Origin of the sequence: Streptomyces termitum, assembly GCF_014650175.1 — a bacterium.
Taxonomy (GTDB): Bacteria; Actinomycetota; Actinomycetes; order Streptomycetales; family Streptomycetaceae; genus Streptomyces; species Streptomyces termitum.
Window position 1 is genome coordinate 30,385 of sequence record NZ_BMUL01000014.1, and the last position, 13,155, is coordinate 43,539.

Sequence of the window (13,155 nt, forward strand, 5' to 3'; positions counted from 1 at the left end):
CGGGCGGCCCCGCCCCTCACCCGGTCGGGGCACCCGCCCCGCCTCTCGGTACGGCTCCGGTCCCGCCCGTCCCCTCACGCTCCGCCGCCCCCGTGTCACCGGGACGCGACACGTGACGCGGGGCACGGCGCCCGGGGGCGGACGGGCCTGCCGCACCGGTGGCACGGGCGTCTAGGGTGGGGTGGGGGCCCGGCGGAGGACCTCTCGGAACGGGTCCGCCGGACCCCGAGGGGGAGACCCGGCCGGACCGGCGGTGAACGGTGCCCCGACGCACGACGGCACGAGGGTGCTCGACCACACCAGGAGGCAAAGTGAACGGCGATCGCGACGACATCCGCGGGGAGTGGAACGTGCCCGCCGACGAGTCCGACGCGGATCCCGCCGAGATGACGGGTGAGTTCACCATCGACTACACCCCGCCGGCCTGGTACACGCAGGGTGCGCCGGGCGGTCCGGGGGCCGGCGGTGTCACTCCCCCGCCGCCGACCGGCGCGCCGGTCGCGGTGCCCGGCCTGCCCCCGGGCGGCGGCTTCCAGCCCGCGTGGACGCACACCCCCGCGCAGACCCCTCCGCAGGCCCCGCCGCCCGCCGCGCCCGTCCCCGGACAGCCCCCGGCGTACGGCTCCGAGCCCGGCGCGCCCGTGCCGCCCCCGGCCCCCGGCGCGTATCCGGCGTACGGCCCCGGTGCCGCCGCGCCCGCCGTCCCGCCGCCGGCCCCGGCGCCCGGTCCGTACCCGCCGTACGGCACCGAGGCCGCCGCGCCCGGCACTCCCCCGGCTCCGGCCCCCGGCGCGTACCCCGCGTACGGCGCCCCCGTGCCGCCGCCCGCCCCGGCCCCCGACGCCTCGGGAGACGTGGAGAGCGGCACGACCATGCGCTTCTCCTCCGCCGCGCTGCGGGCCGAGGCCGGGGCCCGGCCGGAGGCGGCTCCGGAGGGCGCGCCCCCGGCTGGTTCCCCCGAGGCCGCGGGCCTGGCCCGCGCCGACGTGCCCCCGTCCGCCGACCCGCGCGCGGGGACCGGGGCCGAGACCGCGACCGGCCCGGAGGAGCCCGCCGCCGAGGTCGAGACCGCGCCCGAGACCGAGTCCGGGGCCGACGACGCCCCGGCGGACGTGGTGGACACGGCGGTGGACGTCGTGGACACGGCGGACGAGGCGGAAGCCCGCGAGGACACCGGCCCGGCCGAGGCCGAGGCCGCCGCAAAGACCCCGGCTCCGGCCCCCGAGGACGCACCCGCCGCCCTCCCCGCCGAGGAGACGCCCGGGGAGGCACCCGGGGAAACGCCCGACGAGATGTCCGCGAAGACGCCCGGGGGAACTCCCGGGGAAGCCCCCGAGGAGGCGTCCGCCGCGCTGCCGCCGCTCCCGCCGGACTTCCCGGCCGCGGCCCCCGACTTCCCCGTCGCGGCCCCCGAGGTCCCGGCCGCCGCGCCGGAGGTCCCGCAGGCCGCCGGGCTGCCGCCGCAGGTTCCGCAGCCGCCGCGGCCCGCGCCCGGCGCCCCGCAGTGGCCCGGTCAGCCGCCGGTGGCCGGTGCCCCCGGTCCCGTACCGCCGCAGGGCGGGTACGGCTACCCGCAGCCCGGCGTCCCGGCCGGTTACGGCTACCCCCAGCCGGGACAGCCGCAGCCCCAGCCCCAGCCGCAGCCCCAGATCCCGGCGCCCGCCGCCGAACAGGCCCCGGGCGCCCCGGGGTTCGGCGCGCCACAGCCGCCCGCCGGGTACGGCTACCCGCAGCCGGGCCGGCCCCAGCCCCCGGCGGGCTACGGCTACCCCCAGCCCGGTCAGCCGCAGCCGCACCCGCAGCACCAGGTACCCACGCCCGCCGGTTACGGCTACCCCCAGCCGGGGCAGCCGCAGCCCGGCCACCCGCAGGCGCAGGCCCCGGCCCAGCCTCAGGCCCCGGCTCCGGCCCCGGCTCCGGCTCCGGAGGGGCACGGCTATCCGCCGGGGGCCGATCCGCGGACCGGGGCGGCGTGGCCGCAGAGCGTCACGCACGACCAGCGCGAGCGCTCCGTGCCGGGCGCGCCGCTCGGCTACACCGCGGCCGTGGAGCTCTCCTCCGACCGGCTGCTGCGCAACAACAAGCAGAAGCCGAAGTCGAGCCGGACCCCCGGCGCCGCCTCCCGCTTCAAGCTGGGCGGCAAGAAGGAGGAGCAGGAGCGGCAGCGGAAGCTGGAGCTGATCCGCACCCCGGTGCTCTCCTGCTACCGGATCGCGGTCATCTCGCTCAAGGGCGGCGTCGGCAAGACCACGACGACGACCGCGCTGGGCTCGACGCTGGCGACCGAGCGGCAGGACAAGATCCTGGCGATCGACGCCAACCCGGACGCGGGCACGCTGGGCCGCCGGGTGCGGCGCGAGACCGGGGCGACCATCCGCGACCTGGTGCAGGCGATCCCGTACCTCAACTCGTACATGGACATCCGCCGGTTCACCTCGCAGGCGCCCTCCGGTCTGGAGATCATCGCCAACGACGTGGACCCGGCCGTCTCGACGACCTTCAACGACGAGGACTACCGGCGGGCGATCGACGTCCTCGGCAAGCAGTACCCGGTGATCCTCACCGACTCCGGCACCGGGCTGCTCTACAGCGCCATGCGCGGGGTGCTGGACCTCGCCGACCAGCTGATCATCATCTCCACCCCGTCGGTGGACGGCGCCTCCAGCGCCTCGACGACGCTGGACTGGCTCTCCGCGCACGGGTACGCGGAGCTGGTGCAGCGCTCGATCACGGTGATCTCCGGGGTCCGCGAGACCGGAAAGATGATCAAGGTCGAGGATATCGTGCAGCACTTCAGGACCCGCTGCCGCGGGGTGGTCGTGGTGCCCTTCGACGAGCACCTGGCGGCCGGCGCCGAGGTGGACCTCGACATGATGCGGCCGAAGACCCGGGAGGCGTACTTCGACCTGTCGGCGATGGTGGCCGAGGACTTCGCGCGGGCGCAGCAGGCGCAGGGGCTGTGGACCGGTGACGGCCAGGGCGGGCTGCCGCCGCACCTGGCGCCGCCGATGCCGGGCCAGGCCGGATATCCGGGGCAGCCGGCGCCGGGCCAGCCGTACGGGGCCGCGCCCGCGCCGGGTCAGCCGTACGGGCAGCAGCCGTACCCGGCGCCCGGTCAGCCGTACCCGCCGCAGCAGGCCCAGCCCTACCCGCAGCCGGGTCAGCCGGTTCCCGGTCAGCCCGGACATCCCGGGCAGGCGCAGGCGTACGGGCAGGCGTACGAGCAGGCGTACGGACAGCAGCCGTACCCGCAGGGGGTGCCTTCCGGACAGCCGGGGCAGCCCGGTCAGCCTCCGCAGCCGTACGGGGCTCCGCCCGCGGCGGGCCAGCCGTTCGGGCAGCCGCTGCCTCCGCAGGCACCGCCGCAGACGCCCCCGCAGGCACCGCCGGCCCCTCAGCAGTAAGGCTTCACAGGAGTGGACCAATGAGGCTCCGCACCGGGTCACCGGCGCGGAGCCTCTTGGCGTTCCCGCAGTCCACAAGGGGTTTGAGACGTCGTTGACGACGGGAGATCACCGCTGATACACCTTCGCTCCACCCAGCCCGAGATCCACGACTCCACGGCAGATCCCCCTACGCGAGGTCACGTCCCATGGTCATGGTCACGAAGGTTCCCCCCCGTCCCCGCCCGGGCGCACGCCCGGCCCGGCTCCGCCGCGCCGCCGGTCCGCTGCTCGCCGCCGGTGTCACCGCCGCCTCGCTCGCGGCGGTCCCCGCCACCGCCCCGGCGGCCGCCGCCGAGGACGGGAAGTCCGGCGGCACGACGCTCACGGTCGCGGTCTCGCAGAGCATCGACTCGCTGAGCCCGTTCCTCGCCCAGAAGCTCACCTCGACCAGCGTCCACCGGCTGGCGTACGAGTACCTGACCAACTACGACCCGAAGGACGCCAGGACCGTCCCGGGCTTCGCCACCGAGTGGTCCGCCTCCGCGGACAAGCTGACGTGGACGTACAAGATCCGCGAGGACTCGACCTGGTCCGACGGGAAGCCGGCCACCGCCGAGGACGCGGCCTGGACCTTCACCACGATGATGACCGATCCGGACGCGGCCACCGCCAACGGCAACTTCACCGCCAACTTCGAGAAGGTCACCGCGCCCGACCCGCGGACCCTCGTCATCCGGCTGAAGAAGCCGCAGGCGACGATGACGGCGCTGGACGTGCCGATCGTGCCCAAGCACGTGTGGGAGAAGGTCGGCGACTTCTCGAAGTTCAACAACGACCGGTCGTTCCCGATCGTGGGCAACGGCCCCTTCGTCATCACGGACTTCAAGGTCGACCAGTACATCAAGCTCAGGCCGAACAAGACGTTCTGGCGGGGCGCCCCCAAGTTCGACGAGCTGGTCTTCAAGTACTACAAGGACGGGGACGCGGCCGTCGCCGCCCTCCAGAAGGGCGAGGTGTCCTTCGTCCCCAACCTGACGCCCGCCCAGGCGGCGGCGCTGAAGACGCAGAAGGACATCAAGGTCAACGACGCCCCCGGGCGCCGCTTCTACGCGCTGGCCACCAACCCCGGCGCCCGCGCCCAGGACGGCACCGCCTTCGGCAACGGGAACAAGGCGCTCCTCGACCCGGCCGTCCGCAAGGCCCTCTTCCTCGCCGTCGACCGCGCCACCCTCGTCGACAAGGTCTTCCAGGGGCACGCCGTCGAGGGCGAGGGCTACATCCCGCCCCGCTTCGGCAGCTACTTCTGGAAGCCGGAGGCCGCGCGGAAGCGGGCCTACGACCCGGCCGCCGCCGACAAGACCCTCACCGACGCCGGATACGTGAAGAACGGCGCGGGCGAGCGGCTCGGCAAGGACGGCAGGCCGCTCTCCTTCCGCATCCTGTGCCACGCCACCGACCCCAACGACAAGGCGGTCGCCAAGTACCTCCAGGAGTGGTGGGGCAGGCTCGGCGTCGGACTGACCGTCGAGTGCCTGGACAGCGTCTCCGACCCGTGGACGAAGGGCGACTACGACCTCGCCTTCGACGGCTGGTCGGTCAACCCCGACCCGGACTACGTGCTCTCCATCCACACCTGCGGCACCCTGCCCGCCACCGCCAAGGACACCGGCGCCACCGACAACTTCATCTGCGACCGGGAGTTCGACGGGCTCTACGCCCAGCAGGCCGTCGAGTACGACCCGGCGAAGCGGGCCGAACTGGTCAAGCGGATGCAGTCGCGGCTCTACGACACCGGGTACATGAACGTCATGGCGTACCCCAACGCCCTGGAGGCGTACCGCACCGACCAGATCGCCTCCCTCACGACGATGCCCGAGGCCGCCGGGAACATCTGGGGTCAGGACGGCTACTGGAGCTGGTGGTCGGCGGTGCCCGCGGCCGGCTCCGGCGGTTCCGGGTCGGGCTCCTCGACCGGCGTCGTCGTCGGGATCGCCGCGACCGTGGTCGTCCTGGCCGGCGGCTTCCTCCTGCTCCGGAACCGGCGGCGCGCCGGCGCCGACGACCGCGAGTAGCGGATGGCGACGGCAGACACCCCCGCCGGCGCGGTGCGGGCCGAACCGGCCCGCACCGCGGACGGCGCACCCCGCACCGGTGCCTCCCCCGGCTATCTCCGCCACGCGGCGGGGAAGCTGGGCGGCGCGCTCGTCTCCCTCCTCGCGGTCCTGGTCACCAGCTTCTTCCTGTTCCGGATCGTGCCGGGCGACCCGGTGCGGACGATGACCCGCGGCGTCCCCACCTCGGCCGAGCAACTCGCCACGCTCCGACGCCAGTTCGGGCTCGACCAGCCGCTGTGGCAGCAGTTCGCCGACTACTGCGCCAAGGCGCTGACCGGCGACCTCGGCACCTCCTTCCAGTTCCGCGCCCCGGTCGCCGAGCTGATCGCGGCGAAGCTTCCCGCGACGCTGCTGCTCACCGGGGTCGCCGTGGTGCTCTACTCGGCGCTCGGGCTGTGGCTCGGGACCCGCTCCGCGTGGCGGCACGGCGGGCTCGGCGACAAGCTGAACACCGGGATCGCGCTGACCCTGTGGTCGGTGCCGTCGTTCTGGCTGGGGCTGCTGCTCATCATCGTCTTCTCGGTGGGCGCGGGGCCGGTCCCGGGGCTCTTCCCGACCGGCGGGATGGAGTCGGGGACCGGCGAGACCGGCCTCGCCTACGTCCTCGACGTCGGGCACCACCTGGTGCTGCCGGTGGTGACCCTGGTCGCGGTCGGCTACGCGCAGACGCTGCTGGTCATGCGGTCCTCGCTGCTCGACGAGATGGGCGGCGACTACCTGACGACCGCGCGCGCCAAGGGGCTGCGGGACGACGACGTGCGGCGCCGGCACGCGGTGCCCAACGCGCTGCTGCCGACCGTGACGATGGTCTTCATCAACCTCGGCCACGTGGCGGCCGGTTCGATCCTGGTGGAGACGGTCTTCTCCTGGCCGGGTCTCGGCGGCCTGTTCTACCAGGCCCTCAGCGTCCCCGACCTGCCGCTCGTGCAGGGCCTGTTCGTCGTCTTCGCCGGAGCGATGATCCTGATGAACCTGATCGCCGACCTGCTGTATCCGCTGCTCGATCCCCGGGTGGGCCGATGACCTCTCTCGCGTGGGAGCGCCGCAAGGGCTCGGCGGCGCGCCTCTGGCGCTCGTACCGGAGCCACCGGGCGGGGCTGTACGGCCTGGCGGGGCTCGCCGCCCTCGCGCTGCTGGCGCTCACCGCCCCGCTGACCGTCGGCGCCGACGTGCAGTCGGTGACGCACGCGCCGGGCACCGCCCTGGAGCCGCCGAGCGCGCGATTCCCGCTGGGCACCGACCGGTTCGGGCGCTCGCTGCTCGGGCTGCTGGTGTGGGGCGCGCGGATCTCGCTGCTGGTGGGGCTGCTCGCGGCGGTCCTGTCGGTGGCCATCGGGACCCTGGTGGGCGTCCTCGCGGGCCACTACGGCGGCTGGTTCTCCACCGTCGTCATGCGGATCACCGACTGGTTCCTGGTGATGCCGACGCTGGTCCTGGCGATCGTGCTGGCGACGGTGATGTCCCGGTCGGTGTGGACGGTGGTCCTCGCCATCGGCGTCACCTCCTGGCCGACCACCGCCCGTCTGGTGCGGGCGCAGACCATCGCCGTGGAGTCCCGGCCGTACATCGAGCGGGCCACCGCGCTCGGCGGCGGCCACCGGCACGTGATGGCCCGGCACGTGCTGCCCAACGTGATGCCGCTGGTCCTCGCGCAGACCACGCTCGGCATCTCGGCGGCGATCCTCACCGAGGCCACCCTCGCCTTCCTGGGGCTGGGCGACCCGACGGTGGTGTCGTGGGGCGGGATGCTCCAGGACGCGCGGGAGGCGGGCGCGGTCTCCTCCGGGCACTGGTGGTACCTGGCGCCGCCCGGCATCGCGATCGCGCTGGTCGCGCTCGCCTTCACGCTCTGCGGCCGGGCCGTCGAGTCGGTGCTCAACCCGAGGCTGGGGGTGGGGCGTTGAGCCTCCTGGAGATCAGGGACCTGCGGGTCACGTACGGCTCCGGGGCCGGGGCCGTACCCGCCGTGCGCGGGGTGGACCTCACCCTGGGGGCGGGGCGGAAGCTGGGCGTGGCCGGGGAGTCCGGCTGCGGCAAGTCGACGCTGGCGCTGGCGCTGCTGCGGCTGCTGCCGCCGTCCGCCCGGCTGACCGGGGAGGTCCTGCTCGACGGGGAGGACGTCCTCGCCATGAAGTGGGGGCGGCTGCGGGCGGTCCGCTGGGCGGGCGCCTCGATCGTCTTCCAGGGCGCGATGCACTCGCTGAACGCGGTGCGCCGGATCGGCGACCAGATCGCCGAGCCGCTCCTGGTGCACGGCCGGGCCACCCCGGCGAAGGCGCGCGAGCGGGCCGCCGCCCTCCTCGAACAGGTCGGGCTGCCGGCCTCCCGGGCGGCCGGCTATCCGCACGAGCTGTCCGGCGGCCAGCGGCAGCGGGTGATGATCGCGATGGCGCTGGCCTGCGAGCCCCGGCTGATCGTCGCGGACGAGCCGACGACCGCGCTCGACGTGATGATCCAGGCGCAGATCCTGCGGCTGATCGAGCGGCTGGTCGCGGAGGAGTCCATCGGGCTGCTGATGATCAGCCACGACCTGGCGGTCCTCGCCGAGACCTGCGACCGGCTGGCGGTGATGTACGCGGGGCGGATCGTCGAGGAGGGCCCGGCCCGCGCGGTGTACGCGGCGGCGGCGCACCCCTACGGGCGGGCGCTGTCCTCGGCCTTCCCGCGGATCGGCGACCCGGCCTCGCGGCGGGCGCCGCGCGGGCTGCCCGGTGATCCGCCGGACCCGGCGGCGCTGCCGGGCGGCTGTGCCTTCCATCCGCGCTGCCCGGTGGCGGTGGCCGGGTGCGCGGAGGAGGACCAGGTCCTGCGGGCGGCGGGCGCGGAGCACCGGGCCGCCTGCGTCCACGTGGGGAGGGAGAGCGGATGACACGGGCGCTGCTGTCGGCGAGCGGGGTGCGCGTCGCCTTCCCGGGGCGGCGGGGCTCACCGCCGTCCCGGGCGGTGGACGGGGTGGACCTGGAGATCGGGGCGGGCGAGATCGTGGCGCTGGTCGGCGAGTCCGGCTGCGGCAAGACGACGCTGGCCCGGACGCTGCTCGGCCTGGTCCGGCCGGCGGCGGGCACGATCTCCTTCGCGGGGGAGCCGCTGGCGTACACCTCGCGGGCGCTGAAGGCGTACCGGCGGCGGGCCCAGCTCGTCCTCCAGGACCCGAGCGGTTCGCTCAACCCCCGGCACACGGTGTACGAGGCGGTCGCCGAGGGGCTGCGGATCCACGGGGTGCACCGGAGCGGGGCGGCGGAGCGCGAGGCGGTGGCCGGGGCGCTGGCGCGGGCCGGGCTGCGGCCCCCCGAGCGGTTCTTCCTGCGTTATCCGCACGAGCTGTCCGGCGGGCAGCGGCAGCGGGTGGTGATCGCGGGCGCGCTGGTCCTGGAGCCCGAACTGATCGTCGCGGACGAGCCGGTGGCCTCGCTGGACGCGTCGGTGCGCGGCGAGATCCTGGCGCTGCTGCTGCGGCTGCGGGACGAGCTGGGGCTGTCCGCGCTGGTGGTGACGCACGATCTGGGGCTGGCCTGGAACATCGCGGACCGGGTGGCGGTGATGTACCTGGGCCGGGTGGTGGAGACGGGGCCGGTGGAGACGGTGCTGACCGCGCCCCGGCATCCGTACACCCGGGCGCTGCTGTCGGTGCTCCCGGAGTCGGGGGCGGAGCCGGTGGTGCTGGCGGGCGAGCCGCCGGACCCGGCCCGGATCCCGGGCGGCTGCCGCTTCCACGCCCGCTGCCAGGTGCTGGCCTCGGGCGCGGCGGCCGGGGTCGCCGACCGGTGCCGGACGGAGCCGCTGCCGGTGCTCCGGGCGGGCGGCGAGGAGCGGGGCGCGGCCTGCCACTGGGCGGCGGCGGGCGGGCGTTAGGGCGGGCGCGGGCGGTACCGGGGGGGCCGCCCGCGCGCGGGCGGGGGGTCAGGAGCGGCTGCGGGCGTGCTGGAAGCGCGGCGAGTAGCCGACGATCCGGCGGGCGCCGAGCGGGGGTTCGGCCGGGCGGGCGGGGCTGGTCCAGCGGCCGAGGCACATCTCGGCGGTGATGCCGGGCCCGAAGCCGGCCAGGATGCCGCGCGCGCCCTCGGGCCGGCCGCCCTCCTCGAAGAGGCGGCGGACCGCGTCGAGGAGGACGGCGCTGGCGATGTTGCCGTACTCGGTGAGGGTGGCGCGGCTGAACCGGAAGGCTTCCGGGGGGACTTCGAGGTAGTGGCCGAGGTCGTCGAGGATGCGGGGGCCGCCCGCGTGGATGATGTAGAAGTCGAGGTTCCCGGCGTCCCAGCCGTGGGCTCCGGCGATGTCGCGGAGGGCGGGGGCGAGCGGCTCCATGGTGGTGGGGACGCGCTTGTCGAGGAGGAAGTGGAAGCCGGTGGAGCGGACGCTGTAGGCGATCCAGTCCTCGGTGTCGGGCACCAGGTGGGCGTCGTTGCGCTCCAGGGCGATGCCGGTGCCGCCGCGGCCGCGGACCACGGCGGCGGCGACGGCGTCGCCGAAGAGGCCGTTGGAGAGCAGGGAGCCGACGGCGAGGTCGGTGGGCTGGTAGCAGAGCGAGCAGAACTCGCAGGCCACGATGAGGACGTTGGCGTCCGGGTAGGCGGTGCAGAAGTCGTGCGCGCGGTTGATCGCCGCGCCGCCGGCGGCGCAGCCGAGCTGGGCGATGGGCAGTTGCCGGGTGTGCCGGGGGAAGCCCATGGTGTTGATCATCCAGGCGGTCAGCGAGGGCATCATGAAGCCCGTGCAGGACACGTAGACGATCATGTCGATGTCGGCGGGGCGGAGGCCCGCGTTGCCGAGCGCCTCCTCGACGACGGCGGGGACACGGGCCTTGGCCTCCGCCTCGTACAGCTCGTTGCGCTCCTGGAAGCCGGGGTGCTCCAGGGTGCGCTCGATGGGCTGCACGATGTGCCGTTTGGCGACGCCGGTGTTGGCGATCAGCCGCAGGGCCAGGGGCAGTTGGGGGTGGTCCGCGTGACGCGCGCGGGCGAGGTCGAGCGTCTCCTCCATCGTGATCACGTGCTCCGGCACGGCCACCGCGGGTTTGCACAGGGTCACCACGACACGCGCTCCTTCTGGTCGATCGTGTGATGTGGCCCACGTTCACCCGGCGGTCCCCGCGCCGCAACCGCGCGCCACCCCCGTTCCGTCACGCTCGGTGATGGAACGGGGGGTCCGGCGTCCTCCGTCCGGGGGGCTGTCGCCGCCCGGCGTGTCGCGCCCGCCCGGCGCCGGGAACAGCCACCGCATGACCTCCGCTCCTCCGCCGCCCGGCACCCCGGCCCCCGGCCCGTCCCCGTCCGGCCCCGCCGCCCCGGCCGCCGCGCCTCCCCCGCCCGGGCCCACCGCCCGCCCGGCCCCGCCCTCTCCGGCCCCCCTGACCCCTCTGAACCCTCCGGACCGCCTGAACCCTCCGGACCCGTCCCGCCCGGACCCCGGCCGCCCGGCCGCCGCCTGCCCCGCCGGAGCCCGCTCCCCCGCCCCCGCCGGCACCGCCCCTTCCGGGCCCGCCTCCCCCGCCGTCCGCGACTGGGCCGTGGACGACCTGCCGGGGCTCGACTTCGATCCGCTGCTGGCCGAGGCGCTCGCGACCGAACCGGTGGCCCGGATCCGGCTGCCCTTCGGGGACGGCCGGGAGGCGTGGCTGGTGACCCGGTACGCGGACGTGCGGGCGGTCACCTCCGACCCCCGGTTCAGCCGGACGGCCCTCCTCGACCGGCGGGTGACCGGGATGACCGGCCACATGGTGGCCTCGAAGGCGGCCCTGAACTACGCCGATCCGCCGTACCACACCCAGCTCCGCAAGTCCGTGACCAGGACCTTCACCGGCCGGGGCACCCAGCGGCTGCGGCCGCTCGCGCAGGCCGCCTGCGACCGGCTGCTGGACGGGATGGAGGCGGCGGGCCGGCCCGCCGACCTGATGCGGCACCTGCACGGGCCGCTGCCGATGGCCGTCGTCTGCGACCTGCTCGGCATCCCGGAGGAGGACCGGGCCTCGCTCGCCTCCTGGCCGGACCTGATCCTCTCCTCGGGCCCCGGCCCGGAGGGCAGCCGCGCCGCCAAGGCCCAGATCCACGGCTACGTCACCGCGCTCCTGGACCGGCGCCGGGCCGAGCCCCGGGAGGACCTGGCCGGGGAGCTGGCCCAGTCCGTGGCGGAGGGCCGGATCTCCACCGACGAGGCCGTCTCGCTCGCGATGGCGGTACTGATCAGCGGCGCCCACGCGGTCCGCAACAACAGCGCGAACATGGTCTACGTGCTGCTCACCCGCCCCGACCTGATGGCCCGGCTGCGGGCCGAGCCGGAGCTGCTGCCGCAGGCGGTGGACGAGCTGCTGCGCTGGATCCCGCACCGCAACGGCGTCGGGCTGCCCCGGATCGCCACCGAGGACGTCGAGGTCGGCGGGACGGTGATCCGGGCCGGTGAGGCGGTGTACGCCTCCTACCTGGCGGCCAACCGGGACCCGGCGGTCTTCGCCGACCCGGAGGTCCTGGACTTCGGCCGGACCGGCACCGGACACGTCTCCTTCGGCCACGGCCCGCACCACTGCGTGGGCGCGCTGCTGACCCGGATGGAGTCCGAGGTGATGCTGGCCTCGCTGCTGGCCCGCTACCCGCGACTGCGGCTCGCGGGCCGCCCGGAGGACGTGCCCTTCCAGTCCAAGGGCCTGATCCGGGGCCCGAGGGAGCTGTACGTCACCTGGTGAGGGTCACGCGCCGGCGGCGGCGTCGTACTTCGCGGTCAGCTCCCGGCACCGGGTCACATCGGCGGCCATCGCCACCAGCAGGTCGTCGAGGGTGTCGAACTTGAGCATGCCGCGCACGTAGGCGAGGAAGTCGACGGCGACGTGGAGCCCGTACAGGTCGAGGCCCTCGCGGTCGATCGCGTACGCCTCCACCGTCCGCTCGGTGGCGTCGAACTGCGGGTTGGTGCCGACCGAGATCGCCGCGGGCATCCGCTCGCCGTCGGCGGTCAGCCAGCCGGCGTAGACGCCGTCGGCGGGGACGGCGGTGTGCGGCAGGGTCTCCACGTTGGCCGTCGGGAAGCCCAGTTCGCGGCCCCGCTGGGCGCCCCGGACGACGACGCCCTCGACGCGGTGCGGGCGGCCGAGGATCTCGGCGGCGCCGGTCATGTCGCCCTCGGCGACCAGCCGCCGGGTGAGCGTGGAGGAGAAGGGCTGCCCGCCGCCGGCCGTGCCGCTCACGTACAGGTCGACGACCTCGACCTCGTAGTCGTAGGTGGCGCCCAGCTCGGCGAGGAGGTCCACGTCGCCCGCGGCGCGGTGGCCGAAGCGGAAGTTGGGGCCCTCGATGACGGCCCGCGCGTGCAGCTTGTCGACGAGCACCTTGACGATGAAGTCGGCGGGCGACAACTGAGAGAACCCGGCGGTGAACGGCAGGACGAGCACCGCGTCCACGCCCAGCTCCGCCATCAGCTCGGCGCGCCGGTGGTGCGGGGCCAGCAGCGGCGGGTGGCTGCCGGGGCGCACCACCTCGGAGGGGTGCGGGTCGAAGGTGACCACGACGGCGGGGACCCCCAGCTCGCGGGCGCGCGCGACGGCCCGCCCGATGATCAGCTGGTGCCCGCGGTGCACCCCGTCGTAGGAGCCGATGGTGACGACGCTGCGCCCCCAGTCCTGGGGGATGTCCTCCAAGCCACGCCAGCGCTGCACTGTGACCGCTCCT

At 75.2% G+C, this 13,155-nt stretch carries 8 protein-coding genes and 1 pseudogene; 7 read left to right on the forward strand and 2 right to left on the reverse strand.

Annotated features, from left to right (window positions below; genetic code table 11):
• Positions 1–311 precede the first annotated feature (311 nt).
• The 6 genes from IE219_RS23895 to IE219_RS23920 all read left to right on the forward strand — a co-directional run bounded on the left by IE219_RS23895 (position 312) and on the right by IE219_RS23920 (position 9,352).
• Positions 312–3,404 carry an SCO5717 family growth-regulating ATPase gene (locus IE219_RS23895; protein ID WP_189980912.1) on the forward strand — a complete coding sequence of 1,031 codons (3,093 nt, stop codon included), beginning with the start codon at positions 312–314 and terminating at the stop codon, positions 3,402–3,404.
• Positions 3,405–3,598: 194 nt separating this feature from the next.
• Positions 3,599–5,458 (forward strand): ABC transporter substrate-binding protein, encoded by a 1,860-nt coding sequence (locus tag IE219_RS23900; protein WP_189981190.1) that lies wholly within the window; start codon positions 3,599–3,601, stop codon positions 5,456–5,458.
• 3 nt (positions 5,459–5,461) lie between these two features.
• A complete protein-coding gene (locus IE219_RS23905; protein ID WP_189980914.1) occupies positions 5,462–6,523 on the forward strand; it encodes an ABC transporter permease in 1,062 nt (353 codons plus the stop codon).
• Entirely contained in the window at positions 6,520–7,404 is an 885-nt protein-coding gene (locus IE219_RS23910) for an ABC transporter permease (RefSeq protein WP_189980917.1), read from the forward strand. The genes IE219_RS23905 and IE219_RS23910 overlap by 4 nt, the downstream gene beginning before the upstream one ends.
• Positions 7,401–8,369 (forward strand): ABC transporter ATP-binding protein, encoded by a 969-nt coding sequence (locus tag IE219_RS23915; protein WP_189980919.1) that lies wholly within the window; start codon positions 7,401–7,403, stop codon positions 8,367–8,369. The genes IE219_RS23910 and IE219_RS23915 overlap by 4 nt, the downstream gene beginning before the upstream one ends.
• Positions 8,366–9,352 carry an ABC transporter ATP-binding protein gene (locus IE219_RS23920; protein ID WP_189980921.1) on the forward strand — a complete coding sequence of 329 codons (987 nt, stop codon included), beginning with the start codon at positions 8,366–8,368 and terminating at the stop codon, positions 9,350–9,352. Before IE219_RS23915 ends, IE219_RS23920 begins: the two co-directional genes overlap by 4 nt.
• A gap of 48 nt (positions 9,353–9,400) precedes the next feature.
• Here the strand turns inward: IE219_RS23920 and IE219_RS23925 are convergent.
• Positions 9,401–10,534 (reverse strand): annotated as a pseudogene (locus tag IE219_RS23925) (type III polyketide synthase); the annotation flags it as partial.
• 184 nt (positions 10,535–10,718) lie between these two features.
• Here IE219_RS23925 and IE219_RS23930 point away from each other — a divergent pair.
• Positions 10,719–12,176 (forward strand): cytochrome P450, encoded by a 1,458-nt coding sequence (locus tag IE219_RS23930; RefSeq protein WP_229849980.1) that lies wholly within the window; start codon positions 10,719–10,721, stop codon positions 12,174–12,176.
• 3 nt (positions 12,177–12,179) lie between these two features.
• Here the strand turns inward: IE219_RS23930 and IE219_RS23935 are convergent, their stop codons facing one another.
• Positions 12,180–13,142 (reverse strand): bifunctional riboflavin kinase/FAD synthetase, encoded by a 963-nt coding sequence (locus IE219_RS23935; protein ID WP_189980925.1) that lies wholly within the window; start codon positions 13,140–13,142, stop codon positions 12,180–12,182.
• Between the last annotated feature and the right edge of the window lie 13 nt (positions 13,143–13,155).